The sequence below is a fragment of the Cupriavidus sp. BIC8F genome, assembly GCF_032465815.1.
GTDB classification, from domain to species: Bacteria; Pseudomonadota; Gammaproteobacteria; order Burkholderiales; family Burkholderiaceae; genus Cupriavidus; species Cupriavidus necator.
In genome coordinates this window covers 885,152-909,572 of sequence record NZ_CP136094.1, presented here as the reverse complement: position 1 = coordinate 909,572, position 24,421 = coordinate 885,152, and the positions used below count along the sequence as shown (strand labels likewise).

Annotated in this window: 24 protein-coding genes; 11 read left to right on the top strand and 13 right to left on the bottom strand. The window is 68.7% G+C overall.

Annotated features, from left to right (window positions below; translation table 11 throughout):
* Nucleotides 1-116: 116 nt before the first annotated feature.
* Nucleotides 117-317 (top strand): hypothetical protein, encoded by a 201-nt coding sequence (locus RS901_RS04200; protein WP_316151651.1) that lies wholly within the window; start codon nt 117-119, stop codon nt 315-317.
* A 69-nt stretch (nt 318-386) separates the two neighbouring features.
* Here RS901_RS04200 and RS901_RS04195 read toward each other — a convergent pair whose 3' ends face one another.
* The 6 genes from RS901_RS04195 to hemA form a co-directional block, all read right to left on the bottom strand.
* The gene (locus RS901_RS04195) at nt 387-1,010 is read right to left on the bottom strand and encodes a UbiX family flavin prenyltransferase (RefSeq protein WP_316151650.1); all 624 of its coding nucleotides are present in this window, start codon (nt 1,008-1,010) and stop codon (nt 387-389) included.
* Nucleotides 1,011-1,018: 8 nt separating this feature from the next.
* A complete protein-coding gene (gene grxD / locus RS901_RS04190; protein ID WP_041228169.1) occupies nt 1,019-1,330 on the bottom strand; it encodes a Grx4 family monothiol glutaredoxin in 312 nt (103 codons plus the stop codon).
* A gap of 121 nt (nt 1,331-1,451) precedes the next feature.
* Nucleotides 1,452-2,345 carry a peptide chain release factor N(5)-glutamine methyltransferase gene (gene prmC, locus RS901_RS04185; protein WP_316151648.1) on the bottom strand — a complete coding sequence of 298 codons (894 nt, stop codon included), beginning with the start codon at nt 2,343-2,345 and terminating at the stop codon, nt 1,452-1,454.
* A gap of 144 nt (nt 2,346-2,489) precedes the next feature.
* A complete protein-coding gene (locus RS901_RS04180) occupies nt 2,490-2,819 on the bottom strand; it encodes a hypothetical protein (RefSeq protein WP_316151647.1) in 330 nt (109 codons plus the stop codon).
* Between the two features lie 191 nt (nt 2,820-3,010).
* On the bottom strand, nt 3,011-4,093 hold the full coding sequence (gene prfA, locus RS901_RS04175; protein WP_316151646.1) for a peptide chain release factor 1: 1,083 nt from the start codon (nt 4,091-4,093) through the stop codon (nt 3,011-3,013).
* Between the two features lie 98 nt (nt 4,094-4,191).
* Nucleotides 4,192-5,496: a glutamyl-tRNA reductase gene (hemA, locus tag RS901_RS04170; RefSeq protein ID WP_010809882.1), complete on the bottom strand. Its 1,305-nt coding sequence runs from the start codon at nt 5,494-5,496 to the stop codon at nt 4,192-4,194.
* A 180-nt stretch (nt 5,497-5,676) separates the two neighbouring features.
* Here hemA and RS901_RS04165 point away from each other — a divergent pair, with 180 nt between their 5' ends.
* A complete protein-coding gene (locus RS901_RS04165; RefSeq protein ID WP_013958131.1) occupies nt 5,677-5,922 on the top strand; it encodes a hypothetical protein in 246 nt (81 codons plus the stop codon).
* 49 nt (nt 5,923-5,971) lie between these two features.
* Here RS901_RS04165 and RS901_RS04160 read toward each other — a convergent pair whose 3' ends face one another.
* A complete protein-coding gene (locus RS901_RS04160) occupies nt 5,972-6,772 on the bottom strand; it encodes a 5'-methylthioadenosine/adenosylhomocysteine nucleosidase (protein WP_316151645.1) in 801 nt (266 codons plus the stop codon).
* 315 nt (nt 6,773-7,087) lie between these two features.
* Between RS901_RS04160 and RS901_RS04155 the strand changes: the two genes are divergently transcribed.
* Genes RS901_RS04155 through RS901_RS04145 form a run of 3 tightly spaced genes read left to right on the top strand, consistent with a single transcriptional unit; the run spans nt 7,088 to nt 9,719 of the window.
* Nucleotides 7,088-8,113 carry a DUF2157 domain-containing protein gene (locus tag RS901_RS04155; RefSeq protein WP_316151644.1) on the top strand — a complete coding sequence of 342 codons (1,026 nt, stop codon included), beginning with the start codon at nt 7,088-7,090 and terminating at the stop codon, nt 8,111-8,113.
* Nucleotides 8,110-9,225: a DUF4401 domain-containing protein gene (locus RS901_RS04150; protein WP_316151643.1), complete on the top strand. Its 1,116-nt coding sequence runs from the start codon at nt 8,110-8,112 to the stop codon at nt 9,223-9,225. Before RS901_RS04155 ends, RS901_RS04150 begins: the two co-directional genes overlap by 4 nt.
* On the top strand, nt 9,222-9,719 hold the full coding sequence (locus tag RS901_RS04145) for a GDYXXLXY domain-containing protein (RefSeq protein WP_316151642.1): 498 nt from the start codon (nt 9,222-9,224) through the stop codon (nt 9,717-9,719). The genes RS901_RS04150 and RS901_RS04145 overlap by 4 nt, the downstream gene beginning before the upstream one ends.
* Before the next feature lie 74 nt (nt 9,720-9,793).
* On the opposite strand, the gene ychF is transcribed toward RS901_RS04145, so the two are convergent.
* Entirely contained in the window at nt 9,794-10,885 is a 1,092-nt protein-coding gene (gene ychF / locus RS901_RS04140) for a redox-regulated ATPase YchF (protein WP_316151641.1), read from the bottom strand.
* Nucleotides 10,886-11,006: 121 nt separating this feature from the next.
* Here ychF and RS901_RS04135 point away from each other — a divergent pair, with 121 nt between their 5' ends.
* The 5 genes from RS901_RS04135 (at nt 11,007) to RS901_RS04115 (ending at nt 18,561) form a co-directional block, all read left to right on the top strand.
* Nucleotides 11,007-12,302, top strand: a complete 1,296-nt coding sequence (locus RS901_RS04135; protein WP_316151640.1) for a UbiH/UbiF family hydroxylase — start codon at nt 11,007-11,009, stop codon at nt 12,300-12,302.
* A gap of 51 nt (nt 12,303-12,353) precedes the next feature.
* Entirely contained in the window at nt 12,354-13,112 is a 759-nt protein-coding gene (locus tag RS901_RS04130) for a DsbC family protein (RefSeq protein ID WP_316151639.1), read from the top strand.
* A gap of 112 nt (nt 13,113-13,224) precedes the next feature.
* The gene (locus RS901_RS04125) at nt 13,225-14,229 is read left to right on the top strand and encodes an MDR family oxidoreductase (protein ID WP_316151638.1); all 1,005 of its coding nucleotides are present in this window, start codon (nt 13,225-13,227) and stop codon (nt 14,227-14,229) included.
* 70 nt (nt 14,230-14,299) lie between these two features.
* The gene (locus RS901_RS04120) at nt 14,300-16,114 is read left to right on the top strand and encodes a M61 family metallopeptidase (protein ID WP_316151637.1); all 1,815 of its coding nucleotides are present in this window, start codon (nt 14,300-14,302) and stop codon (nt 16,112-16,114) included.
* Nucleotides 16,115-16,164: 50 nt separating this feature from the next.
* Nucleotides 16,165-18,561, top strand: a complete 2,397-nt coding sequence (locus RS901_RS04115; RefSeq protein WP_316151636.1) for an FUSC family protein — start codon at nt 16,165-16,167, stop codon at nt 18,559-18,561.
* A 12-nt stretch (nt 18,562-18,573) separates the two neighbouring features.
* Here the strand turns inward: RS901_RS04115 and RS901_RS04110 are convergent, their stop codons facing one another.
* Together RS901_RS04110 and RS901_RS04105 are read right to left on the bottom strand one after the other, a co-directional pair.
* Entirely contained in the window at nt 18,574-19,917 is a 1,344-nt protein-coding gene (locus tag RS901_RS04110; RefSeq protein ID WP_316151635.1) for a nitrate/sulfonate/bicarbonate ABC transporter ATP-binding protein, read from the bottom strand.
* A gap of 7 nt (nt 19,918-19,924) precedes the next feature.
* The gene (locus tag RS901_RS04105) at nt 19,925-21,676 is read right to left on the bottom strand and encodes an ABC transporter permease subunit (protein ID WP_316151634.1); all 1,752 of its coding nucleotides are present in this window, start codon (nt 21,674-21,676) and stop codon (nt 19,925-19,927) included.
* Nucleotides 21,677-21,888: 212 nt separating this feature from the next.
* On the opposite strand from RS901_RS04105, the gene RS901_RS04100 reads away from it, so the two are divergent.
* Nucleotides 21,889-22,167: an acylphosphatase gene (locus RS901_RS04100; protein WP_316151633.1), complete on the top strand. Its 279-nt coding sequence runs from the start codon at nt 21,889-21,891 to the stop codon at nt 22,165-22,167.
* Nucleotides 22,168-22,171: 4 nt separating this feature from the next.
* On the opposite strand, the gene RS901_RS04095 is transcribed toward RS901_RS04100, so the two are convergent.
* From RS901_RS04095 to trpC, 3 genes are read right to left on the bottom strand one after another with little or no spacing between them, the layout of a single operon-like run.
* Complete coding sequence (locus RS901_RS04095) at nt 22,172-22,948, bottom strand: uracil-DNA glycosylase (protein WP_316151632.1); 777 nt, start codon at nt 22,946-22,948, stop codon at nt 22,172-22,174.
* A 31-nt stretch (nt 22,949-22,979) separates the two neighbouring features.
* Nucleotides 22,980-23,609 (bottom strand): CYTH domain-containing protein, encoded by a 630-nt coding sequence (locus tag RS901_RS04090; RefSeq protein ID WP_316151631.1) that lies wholly within the window; start codon nt 23,607-23,609, stop codon nt 22,980-22,982.
* Between the two features lie 3 nt (nt 23,610-23,612).
* Nucleotides 23,613-24,416, bottom strand: a complete 804-nt coding sequence (gene trpC / locus RS901_RS04085) for an indole-3-glycerol phosphate synthase TrpC (protein WP_316151630.1) — start codon at nt 24,414-24,416, stop codon at nt 23,613-23,615.
* Nucleotides 24,417-24,421: the final 5 nt, after the last annotated feature.

Sequence of the window (24,421 nt, the reverse complement as noted above, 5' to 3'; positions counted from 1 at the left end):
CGCGTAGGGAACGGTAACAAGCTTTACACGCCTTTGACGCCGTATTACGGTTTCTGCCCGTATAACGTCAGCAGGGCAGGCACATGCCCGTTCCGACCCAAGGACGAATGATGAGAATGCTGACGATTGGACTGGCTGCCGCTGCGGCATCCGTCACCCTGCTGGGCGGCTGCGCCGTCTATCCCACGCCTGCCGGCCCCGCGGTCGGCCCTGCGCCGGTGTACGTGGCGCCTGCGCCGGTGGTGGTGGCACCGCGGCCGTACTACTACGGCGGCTATGGCTATGGCTACTATGGCCGGGGCTACCGCCGCTGGTAATGAGCGCGGTTGGCACGACAATGCGGGAGGATGCCGGCGCGTAGAGAGAGGCTGCGCGCCGGCGGCATTTCAGTTGCCGGCGGCGTCGCCGGCCCGGGTATTCAGCCCGCCCCAGCTGGGCGCGAGCGTCTGGCCGATCTCCGGCAAATCCACCAGGTCGAGCACGCGCCCGACCGTATGGTCGACCAGTTCGGCAATGCTCTGTGGCTTCTGGTAGAAGCCCGGTACCGGCGGGAACACGATCCCGCCCATTTCCGTCACCGCCGTCATATTGCGCAGGTGCGCAAGGTTCAGCGGCGTTTCCCGCACCATCAGCACCAGCTTGCGCCGCTCCTTGAGCGTGACGTCGGCGGCGCGCGTGATCAGGTTGTCGGACAGGCCGTGCGCAATCGCCGCCAGCGTGCGCATGGAGCAGGGGGCCACCACCATCGCCTGTGCGCTGAACGAGCCGCTGGCGATGGTCGCGCCGATGTCGCGCACGTTGTGCACGACGCTGGCCAGTGCCTCCACCTCGGCACGGCTGATGTCCAGCTCGTGCTGCAGGTTCATCACGCCAGCCGGCGAAATCAGCAGATGGGTTTCCACCGAAGGCGCCGCGCGCAGCACCTGCAGCAGGCGCACGCCGTAGATGGCGCCGGTGGCGCCCGTGATGGCGACGATCAGCCGTTTGGGTGTGCCGCCAGTCACGGACATGAAGGAGCTCAGCCCTTCAGCAGGGTTTGCAGTTCGCCATTTTGGTACATCTCCATCATGATGTCCGAGCCGCCGATGAACTCACCGTTCACGTAAAGCTGCGGGATGGTCGGCCAGTTCGCGTATTCCTTGATGCCCTGGCGGACGCCTTCGTCATCCAGCACGTTGACCGTGGTGGGCGCGTCCACGCCGCAGGCCTTCAGGATCTGGATGGCGCGGCCCGAGAAGCCGCACATCGGGAATTGCGCGGTGCCCTTCATGAACAGGACTACCGGGTTGCCCTTGACGATCTGATCGATCTTTTGCTGCACGTCGCTCATGGTTTGCTTTTCAGTGGGGCGATGCCGTGTCGCGGGCGCCGCCTGGGGAGAATGGGACACCATGCGGCCTGGCCGCGTGGCGGGGATCTGACGACGATTTTACCGGAATCTCCGCCGGGCTTCAGTGAGTGGCAGTGGTGCCGCCGGGCTGAGCGCCTGGCCAGCGTCCGCCGGTGCAGCGCTCCAGGCCGGCCAGGTCGCGGGCGGTGAAGACCCCGGTGAAACCGGCGTCCTCCAGCAACTGGCGGGTGGCCTGCGCCTGGTCGTAGCCATGCTCCATCAGCAGCCAGCCGCCAGCCAGCAGCCGGGCGCCGGCACCGCTGACGATGGCCCGCAGGTCGGACAGGCCGTCGTCGTGGTCGGTCAGCGCGTCGATCGGTTCGAAGCGCAGGTCGCCTTCGGCCAGGTGCGGGTCGCCCTCGGCGATATAGGGCGGATTGCTGACGATCAGGTGAAAGCGCAGGCCCGGCGGCAGCGCCGCGTACCAGTCCGACACCAGGAAGTGGATGCGGTCGGCGCCGAGCGCGCTGGCGTTGTCCTGCGCCACCATCAGCGCGCCGGGCGAGATGTCCGTGGCCCAGACTTGCGCATCCCGGCGCTCGCGCGCCAGCGTCACGGCCAGGATGCCCGAGCCCGTGCCCAGGTCCAGCACGGTCGGCTGCGGCACCTCGGCCAGCCGCGCCAGCGAGGCTTCGGCGGCGACTTCGGTATCTGGGCGCGGGATCAGCACATCAGGCGTGACCCGGAACTTGCGGCCGAAGAACTCGCGCTCCCCGATCAGGTAGGCCATCGGCTCGCCCGCAAGCCGCCGCGCCAGCAGCGTGGCAAAGGCGTCGCGCTGGGCGATGGTGAGGGTGTCGGTGTCGCGCGTGATCAGCTGGGTGCGGCTCAGGCCGGTGACATGCGTCAGCAGCATGCGCACTTCCAGGGCAGGCAGCCCGGCCATGGCGGCGAGGGTCTGGGCTTCGCGCAGCGTGGGGGTCGCCGGCAGCGCGGCAGAGTTTGGGGAAGACATCGAAAGGGAGGGGACGGTTCTTTTGCCGGCTACAAAAAACCCCACCGGCGCAAAGGCCTGGCGGGGCTTTGGGGCGGGACTTCCAGCTTGGCGCCAGTGTACCGCTCATCGACAGCGGGCGGCGCAATGCCCCCGCCCGGACGATTACTTATTGACGGCGTCCTTGGCCTTGTCGGCACCCGTGTTGACGGCATCCTTGGCGGCCTGCTTGGCATTTGCCATGGCGTGACCGGCGTCTTCCTTGGCCTTTTCGGCGGCGGCCGAGACGTCGGCCGCAGCACCGCTGGCGGCGGACTTGGCTGCGTCAGCGGCGTTGCTGGCGGCAGCGGCGGCATCGCTGGCGGCGGCCTTGGCGGATTCAGCGGCGCTTTGCATGGCGCTCTCGGCGTTCGAGGCGGCAGGCGGAGCTTCTTCCTTCTTGCTGCAAGCGGCCATGGCCGCGGTGATCATCAACAGCGCGAGCAGTCTTTTCATGATTTCGTCCTAGGTATGTTCTCGGGAGAGACTACGCCGGCACCATTCTCCGTTTGCCGGTCGAAATCGATTATAGACAGCCGCTTTACCCCTGCCAGTGCTGTTTCAAGCATTTACAAGAAATACAAAGATATCGGCGACTTTACGCGGTGTTCGTGGCGGAAGCCTTTTGGGGATGCGCTGAGTGGCGCTTACGAACCTTCGCCAAGCGCTGCCAGCTGATCAGCCTGATACTCTGAGGCCAGCGCCGACAGCAGCTCATCCATGTCGCCGTCCATGATCATGTCGATCTTGTACAGCGTCAGGTTGATGCGGTGGTCGGTCACCCGCCCCTGCGGGAAGTTGTAGGTGCGGATGCGGTCGCTGCGGTCGCCCGAGCCGATCAGGTTGCGCCGCGTGCTGGCCTCCTTGGCCTGGGCGGCGCGCGTCTGCATGTCCTTGATGCGGGCCGCCAGCACCCTCATCGCCTTGTCCTTGTTGCGGTGCTGGCTGCGGTCGTCCTGGCACTCGACCACGATGCCGGTCGGCAGGTGGGTCAGGCGCACCGCGGAATCGGTCTTGTTGACGTGCTGGCCGCCCGCGCCCGAGGCGCGGAAAGTGTCGATGCGCAGGTCGGCCGGGTTGATCTCGACCTCGCCCACTTCATCGGCTTCGGGCATCACCGCGACCGTGCAGGCCGAGGTATGGATGCGCCCCTGCGCCTCGGTCGCCGGCACGCGCTGCACGCGGTGGCCGCCGGATTCGAATTTCAGCCTGGAGAATGCCGCATCGCCGGCGATCCGCACGATCACTTCCTTGTAGCCGCCCAGGTCTGATTCCGACTCGCTCATCACTTCGACCTGCCAGCGCTGGCGTTCGGCATAGCGCGTGTACATGCGCAGCAGGTCGCCGGCGAACAGCGCGCTTTCCTCGCCGCCGGTGCCGGCGCGGATTTCCAGCAGCAGGTTGCGGTCGTCGTTGGGATCCTTGGGCAGCAGCAGGCGCTGCAGGCTCGCTTCCAGGGCTTCCAGCCGCGCGCGCGCGCTGGCGATCTCGTCGGCGGCAAAGTCCTTCATCTCCGGATCGTCCAGCAGCGCCTGCGCGGTGGCCAGGTCGTCCTGCGCCTGGCGGTACTGGCCGTATTGCTCGGCCACCGGTGACAACTCGGCATGTTCGTGGCTGAGCTTGCGGTACTGGTCGATTTTGGCGGTCGCGTCTTCGCGCGCGAGCAGGGCGTTGACTTCATCGAGTCGCTCGGCCAGTTGGTCGAGCTTGGCAAGCATGCTGGCTTTCATCGGATGCGGGGGAAAGAGGTGGGCCAGGGGCCGGGGCTACCCGCGGACGGGCGGCGGCGTGCCGGCGCGGCAGGGCGCGCGGCGCAAGGGCAGAGCGGCTAGCGCTCGGAGTGGCTGCTGTGGCGGAACAGGCCCGGCACCAGGCGCAGCAGCGCCTCGCGGTCTTCGCCCTGAGTGTGGTTCAGCGCGTGGGTGGGGCCGTGCAGGAACTTGCGGGTCAGCGCGCCGGAGAGGGCCTCGAGCACCGCTTCAGGATCGTCGCCACGCGCGAGCATACGGCGCGCGCGCTCCAGTTCAGCCTGGCGGATGGCTTCGCCGCTGGTCTGCAGTTCGCGGATGACCGGCACCACGCTGCGGGTTTCCAGCCAGTGCATGAAGTTCTGCACCCGGCTTTCGATGATGGCTTCGGCTTGTGCGACCGCGGCCTGGCGCATCGCGTTGCCTTCACGCACGATCGCGCCGAGATCGTCGACGGTGTACAGGAAGACGTCGTCCAGGCGCGCGACTTCGGGCTCGACGTCGCGCGGCACGGCCAGGTCGACCATCATGATCGGGCGGTGCTTGCGGCGCTTGACCGCGCGCTCCACCGCGCCCAGGCCGATAATCGGCAGCGAGCTGGCGGTGCAGGACACCACGATATCGAACTCATGCAGGCGCTCGCCCAGATCGGTCAGGCGGATCGCGTTGGCGGTCAGGCCCTGGCCGGAGAGCTGCTCGGCGAGCTTCTCGCCGCGCTCCACGGTGCGGTTGGCCACCACGATCTGGCGCGGCTGCTGCGCGGCGAAGTGCGTGGCGCAAAGTTCGATCATCTCGCCCGCGCCGATAAACAGCACGCGCTGGGTCGAAACGCTTTCAAAGATCCGCTGCGCCAGCCGCACCGCGGCCGCGGCCATCGACACCGAATGCGCGCCGATCTCGGTCTGGCCGCGCACTTCCTTGGCCACCGCGAAGGTGCGCTGGAACAGCTGGTTCAGGTACGTGCCCAGCGAGCCGGCTTCGCCGGCGGTGCGCACGGCGTCCTTGAGCTGGCCCAGGATCTGGGTCTCGCCCAGCACCATCGAATCCAGGCCGCTGGCCACGCGGAAGGCATGGCGCACGGCTTCGGACTGCGGCAGCGCGTACAGGTGCGGCGCCAGTTCGCCGGCGGGCACGTTGTGGTGCTGCGACAGCCAGCGCAGGGTGTGCTCGAAACCATCCGTGCCCGGCGTCAGGACGTCGGTCGCGCAGTAGATCTCGGTGCGGTTGCAGGTGGACAGGATGGCGGCTTCGGTGCCGCTGCGCCCCGACAGGTGGGAGCGCAGCGCACCCAGCGCGGGCTTGATCTGCTCGAGCGGAAACGCCACCCGCTCGCGCAGCGAGACGGGTGCCGTTGTGTGATTGATGCCGATCGCGAGCAGTTGCATTTGTAGGGGACGGGTACGGTCCGGCACGTGGCCGGACCGGATGCCATTATACCGCCGGGATCGCTAATTGCAGGCGCGGCGCCATCCGGGGCCGGGGGGCGGCGTGGCAGCGGTCCCGGATTGCAGTATCGTTACGCCGCAGCCCTTGCGGCTGTGATGCTGACAACACAGGAGAAGCGGATGCTGGGCACCTTGATCGTGGGTTTGCTGGTGGGGCTGGCGGCACGCCGGCTGCATCCGGCAGGGCGCGTGGTGACCCTGCCGGCCGCGCTGGTGCTGGGCGCGGCGGGTGCGGCGGGCGCTTTCTACGGCGGCCGGGCCTTGCACCTGTTTATCGACGGGCAGCTCAGCAGCTGGCTGGCGGTGATCGCCGGCTCGGCGCTGCTGGTGGGGGCCTGGGGCGCGGTGCGGCCGCGCGGGCGGTAAGAACAGAACTGACCGCGGCGGCGGGAATCCGCTCGCCGCTTGATCGCGATCAGAAGCGGACCGGCGTTTGGGCAGTGTCGGCCTTGGCTCTTCCCGCCAGCAGCCGGCGCAGCACGCCGCTGGAATAGTGACTGGCGACATCCTTCAGGAATGCCGCGAAGTCCACATGGGCGCTATCGTCGGCCCGGTCCGAAATGGTCCGCATCACGGCATACGGCACCCCGTATTCGTGGCAGACCTGCGCCACCGCGGCACCTTCCATTTCCACCGCCAGCAATCCGGGCAGCCGCTCACGCAACTCCGTCACCGCCGCCGGTGAGCCGATGAATTGGTCGCCGCTGGCGATCATTCCGTGGTGCAGCGCCGGCGCGGCCACGCCGAATCGTTCCAGCGCCTCGCGCGGCACCTCGGCAGGCAGGTCCAGCTGCAGAAATTCGCGCGCGGCGGCTTCCAGCTCGGCGGTCAGCGCCGGGTCGGCCGGGAACTCGGCACGGTCCAGCAGCGGCACTTCATGGCGGCCGAAGAACGGACGTGCGTCGAGGTCATGCTGGATGGTGCGGTCGGCGATGACGATGTCGCCGACATTGGTGTCGGCGCCGATGCCCCCGGCCAGCCCGGTGAAGACAATCTGCGTCGCGCCGAACTCACGGATCAGCGTGACCGTGGTCGCCGACGCCGCCACCTTGCCCATGCGCGCCAGCACCAGCACGCACGGCTGCCCGAACAGCTGGCCGGCATAGTAGTCGCGCATGCCGATCGTGCGCACCGTGGCGCGGCTGTCGTCATGGCGCATGGCGGCCACCAGGCCATCGACTTCATCATGGATGGCGGCAAGGATTCCGAGAGTCATGGAACGGGCGAAGGACGAGAAACCCACAGCATACCGGCCCGCGCAGGCCGGGCATAGATTAGAGCGCGACCGCACCACCCCCTCCCACGGAACAGGTGCGGCCCCCGCGCCGCTTTGCTAAAGTTCCCGTCATCTCAGCACGCAAGGGCTAGTGTCCGGTTCCGCAGATAACTTGCCAAAGTGAAATCGTCCAGTTGGCTTTCAGGCTAGGCACGAGGAGGCGCCATAGCCGTAGCTATGGCAACGACGAGCAACGACGCATGGCGGCCAACTGGACGATTTCATGGCAAGGTATTTGCGGAACCGGACACTTACATGCAAGGCACACCCACCGTAGCCAACGGCGAACGGCGCGCCATCCGCCGGGCACTGGCCGACTGGCGCGCACTGGGGCGCCTGGACGCGGCTGGCGTCCCTGAGCCGTGGGCGCGCACCGAGCCCGTCGCCACCGACTGGCGCCACTGGCTGGACATGGCGCTGATGGCGCTGGGCACCGCGCTGCTGTGCGCGGGCGTGATCGTGTTCTTCGCCTTCAACTGGCAGGATCTCCACAAGTTTTCCAAGTTCGGCCTGCTGGCCGGCGCGCTCACGCTGCTCGCCGCCTTTGCCTGGCTGCGCCCGGCTGGCGACACCGCGGGCCGGGCCGCGCTGGGCGGCGCGCAGGTCGTCGCCGGCGTGCTGCTCGCGGTGATCGGGCAGACCTACCAGACCGGCGCCGACGCCTGGCAGCTGTTTGCGCTGTGGGCGTTGCTGGCGGTGCCCTGGGCGCTGGCGGCGCGCGCCGCACCGCACTGGTGGCTGGTGATCGTGGTCGGCAACGTGGCGTTGCTGCGCTATTTCAGTATCCGCTTCGGTGTCGAAGGCGTGTTCGCGCTGCTGTTCGATACGCGCCATATGCGCACCGCCACGCTGGCGTTGCTGGGCGCTGTGCTGCTGCAACTGGTGCTGTGGCAGCTGCTGTGCGCCCGGGCGCCGGCGCTGGGCTTGCGCGGGCAGACCGGCAGCCGCATGCTGGCCGCGCTGGCCTGTGTGCACGCCGGCTCGCTCGGGCTGGCCAGCCTGCTGGACAGCCACTTCGACGGCGCCGCATTCGCGTTGGCGTTGGTGGTACTGGCCGCCCTGGTCTGGTGGTTCCGCCAGTGCGCCTTCGACATCGTGGTGCTGAGCCTGGCCTGCCTGACCGGCATCGTGCTGGCGGTGGCCGCGATCGCCAAGCTGCTGTTCGAGGGCAAGGACGATTTCGGCGCCTTCCTGCTGCTCGGGCTGGTGACCATCGGCCTTGCCGCCGGCGCGGCCGCCTGGCTGATGCGTGCCTGGCGCGGCCAACTGGAGCAGGCATGACGACCCAACTGCAGACCGAGCAACGGCTCTGGCAGGATCTCGCCGCGCGCGGCGAGGTACAGGGCGAGCGGCCCGACCACACCCACACCCCCTGGGCCGTACGCTGCCTGATGGGCGCGGCGGGCTGGCTCGGTGCCTTGTTCTTCCAGCTCTTCCTGGTCGGCACCGTCTTCGTCGCCGCGCGCGAGAACGGCATCGCTATGGCGGTGACCGGCCTGGCCATGATCGCGCTGGCCGCGCTGCTGTACTGGCGTGGCGGCGGCATTGCCGCGGGGCAGTTCGCGCTGGCCGTGAGCCTGAGCGGACAGGGCATGGCCGTGTTCGGGCTGGCCGAGGCCCTGGGCTTCACGCGCGTCACCGAGAGCGCAGGCTTCTGGGCCGGACTGGCGCTGTTCGAGGCAGCGCTCGCCTTGCTGGTCCCCAACCGGCTGCACCGGCTGCTGTGCGCGGCGGGCGCATGGATCGGGCTGGCAGGCGCCGTGCATCTCGTCCTGGCCGGCAGCGAGCCGGAGGACTGGCTGTTGCTGACGTGGTCCCTCGGCTGGCTGGTGCCGCTCGGCTGCGCGCTGGTGACGGGTTTCACGCTGGCCGAAGCACACCTGTGCGCGGCCGGCCGCCACGCGCTGCTGGAACCGCTGGCCGACGCGACGCTGCTGTTCACGCTGGCCGTCGCACTGGTCGTCACCGGCATGAGCCATCCGCTGGCCTGGCTGGGCGGCCCGGAAGCCGGACGCATCCCGCTGGCGCACTGGGTCGCGGGCGGGCTGGCCACAGTGGTGCTGGCCGGCTTCGCGCTCGCCGAATGCCGCCGGCTGGCACTCAGCCCCGCCATGCAGGGTGCCGTCCTTGCCGGCGTGGTGGCCTTCGGCGCGCTGATGGCGGCCGCGCCCGCGGTCGTGGCTGGAGTTCTCGCGCTCGGCCTGGCGTTGCGCCGCGCGTCGATGCCGTGGCTGGGCCTGGGCATCGCCAGCATCGCTATCGGCTTTATCTGGTACTACAGCGCGCTGCACTGGACCCTGCTGGCCAAGTCCGCCACGCTTGCCGCGGCCGGCGTACTGCTGCTGGCAGGCCGCTACTGGCTGCTGGGCCGCTCCAAGATGGAGGCCGCATGAAACGCTGGATCCTGATCGCCTGGGCCCTGACGCTGGCACTCGCCGCCGCCGGCATCGCCGGCAAGGAGCGCCTGCTGGCGCGCGGTGAGACCGTCTACCTCAAGCTCGCCCCGGTCGACCCGCGCTCGCTGATGCAGGGCGACTACATGGCGCTGAACTTTGAAATCGGCAACCAGATCCGCACCGCTCAAACTCAGGACGACCGGCCACCCCGCGACGGCGTGGCCGTGATCCGCCGCGACGAACAGGGCGTGGCCAGCTTCGTGCGCGTGCACGGTGGCGAGCCGCTGGCGGCAGGGGAGCAACTGCTGCGCTACCAGGTCGCCCGCTCGCGCTGGGGCGGCATGCAGGTGCAGGTATCGACCGATGCGTATTTCTTCCAGGAGGGGCAGGGCGAGCGGTTCGCGCAGGCGCAGTATGGGGAGTTCCGCGTGGGGGCGGACGGGCAGGCGTTGCTGGTGGGTTTGCGGGGGAAGGGGGTGGAGAGGTTGTGAGGCGAATGCGATGTCGCCCGGCCCAAAGAAAATAGCCACCGCATGCGGTGGCTATTTCATGAGGTCTGCCGGTCTTAGACGTTGAACAGGAAGTTCATCACATCCCCATCCTTCACCACATACTCCTTGCCTTCCGCCCGCATCTTGCCGGCTTCCTTCGCGCCGGTCTCACCCTTGAAGCTGATGAAGTCTTCATAGGCGATGGTCTGCGCGCGGATAAAGCCGCGTTCGAAGTCGGTGTGGATCACGCCGGCTGCCTTGGGGGCGGTGTCGCCGACGTGGATGGTCCAGGCGCGCACTTCCTTGACGCCGGCGGTGAAGTAAGTCTGCAGGCCGAGCAGCTTGAAGCCGGCACGGATCACACGGTCCAGGCCGGGTTCTTCCATGCCCAGGTCGGCCAGGAATTCGGCCTTGTCGGCGTCGTCCAGGTCGGCGATCTCGGCTTCGATGGCGGCGCACACGGCGACCACCGGCGAATCGGTCTGCTTGGCGTGCTCGCGCACGGCGTCCAGGTGCGGGTTGTTCTCGAAGCCGTCTTCACGCACGTTGGCGACATACATGGTCGGCTTGGCGGTGATCAGGCAGAACGGGCGGATGGCTTCCCACTCTTCCGGTGCCAGGTCGAGCGTGCGCACGGCCTTGGCCTGGTCGAGCACGGCCTGTGCCTTTTCCAGCACCGCGACCAGGCGCTGGGCTTCCTTGTCGCCGGCGCGGGCCGGCTTGATGTAGCGGGCCAGGGCCTTTTCGACAGTGGCGAGGTCGGCCAGCGCGAGTTCGGTGTTGATCACTTCGATGTCCGACAGGGGGTGCACCCTGCCAGACACGTGGATCACGTTGTCATCCTCAAAGCAGCGCACCACATGGGTGATGGCGTCGCATTCGCGGATATTGGCGAGGAACTGGTTGCCCAGGCCTTCACCCTTGGAGGCGCCCGCCACCAGGCCGGCAATGTCGACGAACTCGACCGTGGCCGGCAGGATGCGCTCCGGCTTGACGATCTCGGCCAGCTTGCCGAGCCTCGGATCCGGCACTTCGACCACGCCCACATTGGGTTCGATGGTGCAGAACGGGTAATTTTCGGCGGCGATGCCGGCCTTGGTCAGGGCATTGAACAGCGTGGACTTGCCGACGTTGGGCAGGCCGACGATGCCGCATTGGAGGCTCATGGTAGAAGGCGGGAAATTGCAAAACCCGTATTCTAGCGGAAGGGGGCCTCGCCATCGGCCTGCCTGGCCGGGGCGTGCGGGCGAGGGGCAGGGCCAGGAGTGACGTGGCTATAATCCAGCCATGACCCGATCCCACGCGTCCGCGCGCCCGTCTGCGCGCAACTCCTCCGCTTTCCAGGTTGCTGTCGTCGGCGGCGGCATCGTCGGCAAGTCCTGCGCGCTGCTGCTGGCCCAGCAGGGCATGGACGTTGCGCTGGTCGCGCCCAGGCCGCCCCGCGCCAGCGGCCGCACGGCGGCCGGGCCGGATGACTGGGACAGCCGCATCTATGCTTTCTCGGCCAGCTCGCAGGCGCTGCTGGAGCGCATGCGGGTGTGGGAGGCGCTGGACCCGGCGCGGATCCAGCCGGTGCGCGACATGCGCGTGTTCGGCGATGTCAGCGCGGCCGAGACTTCGCCGAGCCTGGACGGGGACCTGCATTTCTCTGCCTACGCGGCCGCGGTGCCGCAGCTGGCGTGGATCATCGAATCCAGCCACGTCGAGCGCGCACTGGACACGGCGCTGGGCTTCCAGCACCAGGTGACCTGGCACGACGCCACGGCGAGCGCGTTCGAGCGCGATCCGGACGGCGTCACGCTGACCCTGGGCAATGGCGAGAAGCTGCGCACGGCCTGCGTGGTCGGCGCCGACGGCGCGCGCTCCTGGCTGCGCCAGCAATGCCATATCGGCGTCAGCACGCGCAAGTACCGCCAGCTGGGCGTGGTCGCCAATTTCGCCTGCGAGCGCCCGCACCACGAAACCGCGTGGCAGTGGTTCCTGGGCGCGCCCGAAAAGCTGATGGCCGACGAGGAACCCGCCAACGGGGAAGTGCTGGCGATACTGCCGCTGCCGGACAACCATGTGTCGATGGTCTGGTCCGCCGACGAGGCCCACGCGCGCGAGCTGCTGGCGCTGCCGCCCGAGGCCCTGGCCGCCACAGTGATGCAGGGCGCCAGCGGCGCGATCGGCGCGCAGTTTGGCGCGTTGCGCTGCGTGACCCCGGCGCAGGGCTTCCCGCTGGTGCTGCAGCGTGCCGACCACTTCGTGCAGCCGCACGTGGCGCTGGTGGGCGACGCCGCCCACGTGGTGCATCCGCTGGCCGGGCAGGGCATGAACCTGGGCCTGCGCGACGTGGCGGAACTTGGCCGCGTGATGGCAGACAAAGAACCTTTTCGCAGCGAGGGTGACCTGCGCCTGCTGCGCCGTTACGAGCGCGCCCGCGCCACCGACCTGTTGTCGCTGACCGCGGCCACCGACGGCCTGCACCGGCTGTTCTCGCTGCCGGGCGGCGTGGCGCGCGTGGTGCGCAACACCGGCATGCGCGCGGTCGGCGGCCAGTCCTTGCTCAAGCGCTTCCTGATCGCGCGCGCGCTCGGCTGACCGCGGCCGCACCCACGATCCGATCCCTTTACCGAATACTCTGGAGCCCACATGTTCTCATTCCTGCGCCGCCGCCCCGCCATGAGCGCCGCGATCACCGCCATCGCCGGCGGGCTGGCCGCGGCGGGCTTCGCGCTGCATGCCATGGCTGCTGGCGAGCCCGGCACCGACCGCATCAAGGAGTCGCTGCAGAAGGTGCTGGGCGGCCGCGCCGAAGTGAAGAGCGTGAGCAAGACCCCGGTGCCGGGCCTGTTCGAGGCCAATATCGGCGGGCAGGTGGTCTATACCGACGCCTCGGGCCGCTACATCCTGAACGGCGAGATGATCGACACCCGCACCGGCGCCAACCTGACCGAGGAGCGGCTGGCCGAGATCAACCGCATCAAGTGGTCGGACCTGCCGCTGGCGCGCGCGATCAAGTGGACCAAGGGCGATGGCAGCCGCCAGGTGGCGGTGTTCTCCGACCCCAACTGCGGCTACTGCAAGCGCATCGAGCAGACCTTCCAGCAGATGGACAACATCACCGTGTACACCTTCCTGTACCCAGTGTTGTCGCCGGATTCTGAAACCAAGGCCAAGCAGGTCTGGTGCGCGTCCGACCGCACCAAGGCCTGGCGCGACTGGATGCTAAAGCAGGTGGCGCTGAGCGGCAACGGCAGCTGCAAGACCCCGCTGGAAGAGAACCTGGCATTGGGCCACAGCCTGAACGTGAACGGCACGCCGGCGGTGTTCTTCACCGACGGCACCCGCATCCCCGGCGCGGCGGACGTCGCCACGCTGGAACGCAAGCTCGCCAGCATCACGAAATAAGCGCGCGCCGGACCTGTCCCGGCCCGATCGACGGCCGGACTTGTCCGGCCGTTCTGCTTTCTGCCTTTCCCCTGATTCCATGCGATCGCCGGCAGGCGACAAAGGAGACACCATGACCTTCCAGGCATTGCTGCTGACCCAGGCCGACGGCGCCACCCAGGCCAGTATCGCCACGCTCGACGAGGCGCAACTGCCCGCCGACGGCGATGTGCTGGTTGCCGTCGACTACTCCACCATCAACTTCAAGGACGGGCTGGCGATCATGGGCCGCTCGCCGGTGGTGCGCAAGTGGCCGATGGTGGCGGGCATCGACGGCGCCGGCACGGTGCTGGAGTCCGCGCACCCGCGCTGGAAGGCTGGCGACAAGGTGGTGCTCAATGGCTACGGCGTGGGCGAGACGCATTGGGGCTGCCTGGCGCAGCGCGCGCGCCTGAAGGGCGACTGGCTGGTGCGCCTGCCCGACGCCTTCACCACGCGCCAGGCCATGGCGATCGGCACCGCGGGCTATACCGCGATGCTGTCGGTGCTGGCGCTGGAGCGCGGCGGCGTCAACGGCCCGGTGCGCCCGGGCGATGGCGAGGTGCTGGTGACCGGCGCCTCGGGCGGGGTGGGGACGGTGGCGATCTCGCTGCTGAGCAAGCTTGGCTACAAGGTGGTGGCCTCGACCGGCAAGACCAGGGAAGCGGATTTCCTGAAGGCGCTGGGCGCCGATGACGTGATCGACCGCGCCGAACTGGGCGTGCCCGGCAAGCCGCTGCAGAAAGAGCGCTGGGCCGCGGTGGTCGACTCGGTCGGCTCGCACACGCTGGTCAATGCCTGCGCCCAGGTGCGCTACGGCGGCGTGGTGACGGCGTGCGGGCTGGCGCAGGGCCTGGACTTCCCGGGGTCGGTGGCGCCGTTCATCCTGCGCGGCATCACCTTGCACGGCATCGACAGCGTGATGGCGGCGATGCCGCTGCGCGAGCTGGCCTGGCAGCGCCTGGCCAGCGACCTGGAGCCGGACCGGCTCAATGCGCTGACGCGCGAGATCGGCCTGGGCGATGCGATCGAGGCGGGCCGCAAGATCATGGAAGGCGGCATGCGCGGGCGCGTGGTGGTGGATGTGAATCGCGGCTGATCGCGCGCCGTCGCCCTGATGCACCACCGCGTCGGCGCTGCCCGCAAGCGCCGACGTTACAATCCAGCCCATGACGCCGATCCGCTACGCCATCGCCCCGCTTCAGCCTGAAGCGCACCTGTTTGCCGTCACCGTCACCGTGAGCGAGCCCGATCCCGCCGGCCAGTGTTTCTCGCTGCCGGCCTGGATCCCGGGCAGCTACATGATCCGGGACTTCGCACGCAATATCGTGCGCATCCGCGCCGATGCGGGCGGGCGCGAGGTCAAACTGACCAAGCTCGACAAGCAGCGCTGGCAAGCCGCGCCGGTCAGCCTGGCCGATGGCCCGCTGACGCTAAGCTACGAGGTCTATGCCTGGGACCTGTCGGTGCGCGCGGCGCACCTGGACACCACCCACGGCTTCTTCAACGGCAGCTCGGTGTTCCTGTGCGTGGACGGGCAGGCCGAGCGGCCATGCACCGTCGATATCCACGCGCCCGCCGGCGAGGCCTATCGCGACTGGCGCGTGGCCACCGCCATGCGCGAAGCGCCGGGCCGCGCAGGCGCGAAGCGCTACGGCTTCGGCCGCTACCAGGTGGCCGACTACGATGAGCTGGTCGACCATCCGGTCGAGATGGGCACTTTCCGGCTGGCCAGCTTCCGCGCCTGCGGCGCGCAGCACGACGTGGTCTTCACCGGCCGCGTGCCGCAACTCGACCTCGAGCGCGTGTGCCGCGACCTGAAGCGCATCTGCGAAACGCAGATCCGGCTGTTCGAGCCCAAGAACGCGCAGGCGCCGTTCCTGGACAGCAACCGCCGCTACGTCTTCATGACGATGGTCACCACCGACGGCTACGGCGGCCTGGAACACCGCGCCAGCACCGCGCTGATGTGCGCGCGCAATGATTTGCCCGTGCGCGGCGACAGCGACACCAGCGAGGGTTATCGCACCTTCCTCGGACTGTGCAGCCACGAGTACTTCCACACCTGGAACGTCAAGCGCATCAAGCCGGCCGCGTTCGTGCCGTACCGGCTGGCGGAGGAAACCTACACGCCGCTGCTGTGGCTGTTCGAAGGCTTCACCAGCTACTACGACGACCTGGTGCTGGTGCGCTCGGGCTGCGTGACCGATGCGCAGTACATCGAGATGCTGGCCAAGACCTGGAACGGCGTGCTGCGCGGCAGCGGCCGCACCAAGCAGAGCGTGGCGGAAAGCTCCTTCGATGCCTGGACCAAGTACTACCGCCAGGACGAGAACGCCCCCAACGCCATCGTCAGCTACTACAACAAGGGTTCGCTGGTGGCGCTGGCGCTGGACCTGACCATCCGCGACAAGACCCGCGGGCGACGCTCGCTGGACGATGTCATGCGCGCGCTGTGGCGCCGCTATGGCCGCGGCTTCTATGCGCCGGGCGCGGTGCAGCGTGGCGTGACCGAGGCTGAGGTCCACGCGCTGTTCGATGAAGTCACCGGCCTGCGCATGGGGCCGCTGCTGCGCTCGCTGACCGAAGGCACCGGCGAGCTGCCGCTGCCGGCGCTGTTCAGGACGTTCGGCGTCAAGGCCGAAGCGCAGAAGCCGGCGCGCACCGCGGCGCTGGGCATCAAGGTCAAGACCGAGGACGGCTGGGTGCGCGTCACCCAGGTGCTGGACGGCGGCGCGGCGCAGGCCGCGGGCCTGTCCGCGGGCGACCTGCTGGTGGCCCTCGACGGCCTGCGCGTGGCGCCCGGCCAGCTCGACAAGCTGCTGGCGCGCTACCGCACCGGCGACCGCATCGAGCTGCACGCCTTCCGCCGCGACGAGCTGCAGGCGCGGCCGGTGACGCTGGCGCGCGAGCCTGCGGCGCAGTTCAAGGTGAAGCTGGAGAGCGGACGGCACGCGGCGCGCTCTCGCTGGCTGGGCCAGTGAACTAGCCTTCCGCTGCCACAGTCGCCACCGCACTCCATCGCCCCCGCTGCATGCAATACGCGCACGATCCCCGCACCTTCCTGTATTCGCACTACGTCTACCGGGGGCTGCGCTCGGCCACCGGGGTGATCGGCGCCACGCTGATCGCGCTGCACTTCAGCGACCTGCCCACCGCGATGGTGGTGTCGATGGGGGCGCTGTGCACCAGCCTGATGGACCTGCCCAGTCCGCTGAACCACAAGTTCAACGAGATGCTGGCCAGCGTGCTGCTGTGCAGCGTGGTCACGCTGGTGGTGGCGCTGGCCACGCCGTTCCCGCGCGTGATGCCGTTCCTGCTGGTGCTGGTAACGTTCCTGGCCGGCATGATGACGGTGTACGGCAACAAGACGCTGCCGCTGCAGTTCGCGGCGCTGTTTGTGATGACGCTGACCATCAACGAAGACTTCCTGGTGCGGCGCGCGCTGGAGCACGCGGCGCTGTTCAGCATTGGCGCGGTCGCTTATCTCGGCTATGCGATGCTGGTGAGCTGGATCACCGAGCGCCGCACCAAGCAGCAGGTGCTGGCCGAATCGTTGTATGAGCTGGCCGGCTATCTCGAGATCAAGGCCGGCTTCTACGACGCCGGCAACGACTACGAGGCCCAGTTCAACCAGCTGGTGCGCCAGCAGATCGTGGTGGCCGAGCGCCAGCAGGCCGCGCGCGACCTGGTGCTGCGCGGCAACCGCACCCCGCACGACGGGCTGCTGGTGCAGGTGCACATGCGCATGCTCGACCTGTACGAGTACATCCTGTCGACCAACACCGACTATCCGCTGCTGCGCCAGACGTTTGCCGGCACGCCGGTGCTGGACCACCTGCGCGGGCTGGTGTTGCAGATGTGCAAGGACGTGGAAGAGATCGCCTACGAGGTCACGCGCGGCCGCGCCTCATACGCCACGGTGGAATACCGCCCGGGCCTGCGCGCGGTCGAGGCCGAGATCGCGCAGCTGCGCCACCACCATATCAACCCGGCGGCGATGACGGCGCTGGTTGAAACGCTCGACATGATGCGCGGCGCGATCACGCTGGTCGGCCAGCTGCACGAAGCGTCGCGCACGCCGGTGGAGCCGGCCAGGGTGCTGCCCGGCTCGGACATGACGCCGTTCCTGACGCGCCAGAAGTATGAGTTCAGCGTGCTGCGCGACAACCTGAAGTGGAGTTCGCCGGCGTTCCGTTTCTCGCTGCGGATCTCGATGGCGGTGTCGCTGGGGCTGTGGATCGCCGAGCACGTGCCCTATGTGTCGCACAGCTACTGGATCCTGCTGACCATCATCGTCATCCTGAAGCCCAACTTCAGCATGACCAAGCAGCGCTACAACGATCGCGTGATCGGCACGCTGATCGGCTGCGTGGTTTCGGTCGCGATCCTGAAGGTGGTGCACCAGCCGCTGATCCTGCTGGGCGTGCTGTTTCTGTCGCTGGTGGCCAGCGCCGCGTTCGTGACCATCAAGTACCGCTATACCGCGATTGCCGCCTGCATCCAGGTGCTGATCCAGATCCACCTGCTGATGCCGGGGAGTCCCACCGTGGCGGGCGAGCGGCTGGTGGATACGGTGATCGGCGGCATCATCGCGTCGCTGTTCAGCTTCGTGCTGCCGAGCTGGGAATACCGCGCCATCCCCAAGCTGGTGGAGGGTGTGCTGCAGGCCAACCGCCGCTATATCGGCGCCACGCGCGACCTGCTGCTGCGCCGGACCAAGGATGACTTTGCCTACCGCGTGCAGCGCAAGCAGTTCATGGACAACCTGTCGGCGCTGATCTCGTCGTTCCAGCGCATGCTGGACGAGCCCAAGAGCCGGCACCGCGCGGTGGACAATCTGAACCGCTTTATCGTGCAGAACTACCTGGTGGCGGCGCACGTGGCGGCGGCGCGCATCCAGGTGCGCCAGCACTTTGACGAGCTCGATATTCCGGCCGCGGAAGCCGCGATCGAGCAGGCCACCGAGGCCGCCAGCCACAGCCTGCAGGTGGCCAGCGAGCGGCTGCATGCCGATGAGCGGGGCGGCGGCCGCGGCGCGGGCTTTATCCGCAGCGGGAAAAAGCCGGTGGAACGCAAGGAGGCAGCGCCCGCGGCCGCGGACAAGGCGGACGAAACCCCTGCTGAAGCTGTCGCCGGTGCCGAACCGGTAGCGGCCACCGTCAGTGCCGAAGTCGCCGAGGCCGCCGAAGACGCCGTCGCCGAACGCCGCGCCCGCCTGGCCGATTCGGCCGACAAGCGCCGCACCGACGTGCTGGTGCACGCGGCCGCCGCCGGCGAATCCAGCCAAGAGGCCGGCCCCACCGCCAGCTCCACCGGTCGCCCGGCCAATGCGGTGCTGGACCGCCGCCTGCGCGCGTTGCGCGAGGATGCGGCCAAGATCGCGCTGCGCACGGGGGCCATCGGGCGCGCCATGCGTGCTCGCGTGTGAGCCGGGTGTGGTTCAGCCTTGGGCTGACGGCGCTACGGGCAGTTCTTCCTCGGGCAGTGTCAGCATGCCGCTGTTGTAGCGGTACTCGTAGATCTCGCCGTAACGCCCCCATCCGATCGCCACGCTGAGCACGCGCTCGGCCTCGGCGGGCTTCAGGAACTGCTCCAGTTCGTGCAGCACCTGTTCCTCGCGGATCTCGCCGGCCTCGCTGGCCACCAGTTCGCGGCGGATGTGCGCGGCCAGTGCGACGTTGCCCAGCAACTGCTGGCCGAACATCACCTTGCGTTGCTGCGGCCCGGCGGCGTACCAGGCGCGGCCAGCCTCGGTGGCGGTGATGTCGCCGCGCTCGATCGACACCAGTTGCACCAGCTGCAGCGCTTCGCACGCAGGCAGCAGTTCGTCGTCGGTGAGGCCGGCTTCGTCGGCCAGGTGGGGCAGGTCGGCGCGACAGTTGAAGGGCGCCTCGCACAGCAGGTCGAGGATGGCTTCCATCTGGCTGATGTCGGCGTCCGGCAGCCGGTAGGCGATCTGGCGCGCGGGCGCTTGCGCGGGCAGGCGCGCTTCGGCGGCGGGGGCGGTCATCAGGGCATAGATCTCGTCGACCAGCGCGCGCACCTGCGCGCTGTCGCGGTTGCGCGGACGCGGCAGCGCAACCGGCACCTCGGCGCGGATGCGGCCCGGGTCGCTCGACAGGATCACGATGCGGTCGGCCATCATCACCGCCTCTTCAATATTGTGCGAGACGATCAGGATGCTCCGGATATTGGCACGCCCGCTTTCCCACAGCGCCAGCATCTCGTCGCGGAGGGTCTCGCCGGTCAGCACGTCCAGGGCCGAGAAGGCTTCGTCCATCAGCAGCAGGTCCGGCTCGGTCACCAGCGCGCGCGCAATGCCCACGCGCTGGCGCATGCCGCCCGACAGCTCGCGCGGCAGCGCGCTGTTGAAGCCGGCCAGCCCGATCATGTCGATCGCGGCCTCGGCGCGGCGCTCGCGCTCGGCCGTGGGCACGCCCTGGGCTTCGAGCCCCAGCTCAACGTTCTGCTGCACCGTCAGCCACGGGAACAGCGCGAACGACTGGAACACCATGGCGATGCCCTCGGCGGTGCCAGCCAGGCGCTCGCCGCGAAAGTGCACCTCGCCGCGGTCGGCGCCGACCAGCCCGGCCATGATGCGCAACAGCGTGGACTTGCCCGAGCCGGACTTGCCCAGCATGGCGACGATCTCGCCCTCGCGCAGCGTCAGGTCCACGCCTTCGAGCACGGCGCGGTCGCTCTGGCTGGCGGTGCGGAAGATCTTGCCGACGCCGCGCAGCTCGATCACGGCGGGGGCGGCGGTGGATGCAATGTTCTCTGCCATCGTTGCCTTACAAGCGGGTGCGCTCTTGCGCAAGTTGATACAGGCGGTTCCACAGCAGCCGGTTGAAGCCGACCACGAACAGCGCCATCACGCTGATGCCCAGCGCAATGCGCGGGAAGTCGCCGCGCGCGGTGGTCTCGGCGATATAGCTGCCGAGCCCTGTTGCGACGATGGTGCGGTCGCCCCAGGTCACGTACTCGGACACGATGCTGGCGTTCCATGAGCCACCGGCGGCCGTCACCAGCCCGGTCAGCAGGCTCGGGAACACGGCGGGGATCAGGAAGCGCTTCCACAGCAGCCAGCCACGCAGGCCAAAGTTGCGCGCGGCGAGCTTCAGCTCGGTGGGGATGCCGGAGGCCCCGGCGACCACATTGAACAGGATGTACCACTGCGTGCCGAAGATCAGCAGCGGGCTCAGCCAGATCTCCGGGTTCAGCCCGAAGCGCACGATCAGCATCACCGCCAGCGGGAACATCAGGTTGGCCGGGAAGGCGGCCAGGAACTGCGCAATCGGCTGGGCAATGCGCGCCAGTTCCGGGTTCAGGCCGATGCGGATGCCGATCGGCACCCACACCAGTGCCGCCAGCGCGATCAGCACCACCACGCGCACCATCGTAATCGTGCCGAGCCACAGCACATGGCCAACTTCGGCCCAGCCCACTTCGCTGTGCACGAAGTAGCCCACGCGCAGCAACGCGGCCAATGCCACCAGCACGATCACGGCGTCGCGCACGCGGCCGAACCACAACGCGCGCCGCGGATTGTCCGGCTGCATGGGGGCCTGCCCGCGGCGCGCGCCCCACGCCAGCGTGCGCCCGGCCAGCGCCGCCGTCTGCGCCAGCAGCGCACCCACCCATGCCGAGCGGCGCAGCAGGTCCAGCAGCCACGACTGCGGCAGCTTGTCCTGCGCCAGCGTCTCGAAGCGGAAGCGGTCGGCCCATGCCACCAGCGGGCGGAACAGCAGCTGGTCGTACAGCAGGATGCCCACCAGCATCGCCAGGATGGCCCAGCCGATCGCGGCCAGGTCCTGCTGCTGGATCGCCAGCGCGATATAGGAGCCGATGCCGGGCAGGCGGATATCGTGGCCGGAGACCGAGATCGCCTCGGACGCCACCACGAAGAACCAGCCGCCGGACATCGACATCATCATGTTCCACAGCAGGCCCGGCATGGCGAACGGCACTTCCAGCCGCCAGAAGCGCTGCCACGGCGACAACCGGAACATGGCTGCGGCTTCCAGCAAGTCGCCCGGGATGGTGCGGAACGACTGATACAGGCTGAACGCCATGTTCCACGCCTGCGAGGTGAAGATGGCGAAGATCGCCGCGCACTCCACCCCCGCGATATTGCCGGGAAAGAGGGCGATAAAGCCGGTCACGGTGATTGACAGGAAGCCCAGCACCGGGATCGACTGCAGGATGTCCAGCGCGGGCACCAGCACCTTTTCCGCCGTGCGGCTCTTGGATGCCAGCGCGGCAAACGCCAGCGAGAACAGCAGCGACGCCGCCAGCGCCGCCAGCATGCGGATGCTGGTGCGCATCAGGTAGTAGGGCAGGTAGGCCACGTCCAGGTGCACCGCCAACTGCTGGTCGGGCTGGAACGGGGCGTTCATCTGCTGCGCGGCGAACGCGACCATCACGATCACGGCCAGGATGATCGGCAGCAGCGCGAGGTCGAAGCGGTTGGGCGGGGCGCGCAGCAGCTGGCTGTCAAAGCCAGGGGCGGGCGGGGCCGCGCGGCGGTCGGCGGGTGGCATCATGGGCGCTTCTCGGGCTTGTATCGAGCTTGAATGGCGGGGCTTGTGGCCCGGCCCTGGATCGCGGCCCCGGCGGACAATGGCAAAGCCCGCATGCCGCCGGCTTCACGCCGGGCGGCGCGCATCCCTTTGTAACGCCCGGCATGGCGGTCTAGTTTACTTGGTGTGGATGACAGTTCGCGCACGCTGCCGGCGTGCGCTCAAAGGGAAAAGCCATGAAGAAGGAAACCTGGCGCCTGGTCGCGCATGGGCGCGTGCAGGGCGTGGGCTACCGCGCCGCCTGCGCCGACGCGGCGGACGACCTGGGGCTTGGCGGCTGGGTGCGCAACCGGACCGACGGTACCGTCGAGGTGATGGCGCACGGCACGGTCAAGCAGCTCGAAGCCCTGCAGGCGTGGATGGAACAGGGCCCGCCGGCGGCACAGGTGACGCTGGTCGAGGTCGGGCCCGGGGAAGGGGAGTTTGGCGGCTTCGAGTTCCGGCCGACGATTTAGTGGCCTAGGCAGCGGTCCAGTCGACCGGAGTGCGTCCGTTTGCTTCCAGCCAGTGGTTGGCCTCGCGGAAGTGCCCGCAGCCCAGGAAGCCCCGGTGCGCCGACAGCGGCGACGGATGCGGCGCTTCCAGCACGCAGTGGCCGGCGCCCAGCAGCGGCTTCTTGGCCTGCGCGTGGCTGCCCCACAGCATGAACACCAGGTTCGGCCGGCTGGCGGCGAGGTTCTGGGTCAGGCAATCGGTGACGGCTTCCCAGCCGCGCCGCGCATGGCTGGCGGCCTGGCCCTGTTCCACCGTCAGCACGGTGTTGAGCAGCAGCACGCCCTGGCGCGCCCAGCCTTCCAGGTTGCCGGAGGTGCGCGGCGCGCCGTTGCCGTTGGTGCCGAACTCGGCGGCGATTTCCTTGAAGATGTTGCGCAGGCTGGGCGGCACCTTGATGCCTTCCGGCACCGAGAACGCCAGCCCGTGCGCTTGCGGCAGCTCCACGCCGCCGACCGTGCCGGTGCCGTGGTAGGGGTCCTGGCCCAGGATCACCACCTTGACCGCGTCGGGCGGCGTCAGATGCAGCGCGTGGAAGACGTGGTGCGGGAACACCGGCTTGCCGGCGGCACGTTCGCCGTCGACAAAGGCGGCCAGCTCCTGCCACGCCGGCACGCGGATGCACGGGTCCATCAATGTGCGCCAGGCGGCGGGCAGGGCGTCGGCCTGGACCTGCAGGCTGGCGGCAGGGGACGGTTCGCCGGGGGCACGGGGGTCTTCGGCGGCGAAGAGATCGGCTTGCATGCGTGAGGAAAGCTTGGCGGGAAAACCGCGATTATGAGGCCTTGCCCTCGGCGATTCCCGCCAGGCGGTAGCCGCGGGCGGCTTTGCTGAGGTCCGAGGGTGCCAGCGCGGCAACGGTGGTCAGCCGCGCGGCAAAGGCGCGCAGGGCATTGGCCGCGTGCGCGGCGTCGCCGTCGAGCCATTCCAGTTCGAGTTCCTGGATGGGTTCCGGCGCGGTGGCGGCCGGCGCGGTGATGGTGCCGGTGTCGAGCGCGGCCTCGATGCGCGCGCCGTCCTGCGTGACCAGCCAGGTGCGGCGGACGAAGTCGGTGCGGAACACCGGCGCCAGCCGGCCGATCAGTGGCGCCAGCACGGTTTGCGCCTCGGCGGGGAAGCGCTGGAGGTCGATGGCCTCGCCGGCGATTTCGGATTCCCATTCATGCCGGGTGGCCAGGCCGCCCTGGCTGTTGCCGGCGGTCTTCAGTGTCTGCAGCCATTGCTCGCCCTTGCGGCGCAACCGCAGCGCGGCGCGCGCCTGCGCCAGGTCGCGTTCCGGGGTATCGAGGTAGGCATTGAGCAGCGTGGCTTCGCCCTGCGGGGCGCCGTTGGCGTCGAGCCAGGCGGCCAGCGGGGCCAGCGCGTCGTCGGGGACGGCCAGCTTGAGTTCGATTTCCTGGGCCATGGCTCAGGAAAACAGCCGTGCCAGCTCCACGCCCGGTTCCGGCGCCCGCATGAACGCCTCGCCCACCAGGAACGCATGCACGTTGGCATCCCGCATGCGCTGCACATCGGCCGGGCCGAGGATGCCGGACTCGGTCACCACCAGCTTGTCGGCCGGCATGTGCGGCAGCAGGTCCAGGGTGTTGTCCAGCGACACCTCGAAGGTGCGCAGGTTACGGTTGTTCACGCCGAGCAGCGGAGTCTTCAGGCGCAGCGCCGCGTCGAGCTCGTCGTCGCCATGCACTTCCACCAGCACATCCATGCCGAGCTCAAGCGCACAGGCTTCCAGGTCGGCCATCAGGCCCGGGTCCAGCGCGGCGACGATCAGCAGGATGCAGTCGGCGCCCCAGGTGCGCGCTTCATAGACCTGGTACAGGTCGACCATGAAGTCCTTGCGCAGGGCCGGCAATGGGCAGGCGCCGCGGGCGCGCTTCAGGTAGTCGGCGTGTCCCTGGAAGAAGTTCACGTCGGTCAGCACCGATAAACAGGCAGCGCCGTGGCTGGCGTAGCTTTCGGCAATGGCCTCCGGCACGAAGTGCTCGCGCAGCACGCCCTTGGACGGCGATGCCTTCTTGACCTCGGCGATCACGCCGGCCTGGCCGGCGGCGATCTTCTCGCGCAGCGCGCGCTCAAAGCCGCGCGGGGCCAGGCCTGGCTCAGTGCGCAGGCTTTCGGCCTCGGCGCGCAGGCTGGGCAGGTCGCGCTTCTTGCGCGCTGCGGCGACTTCGTCGGCCTTCACGGCCAGGATCTTTTGCAGGATGTCGGACATATTCG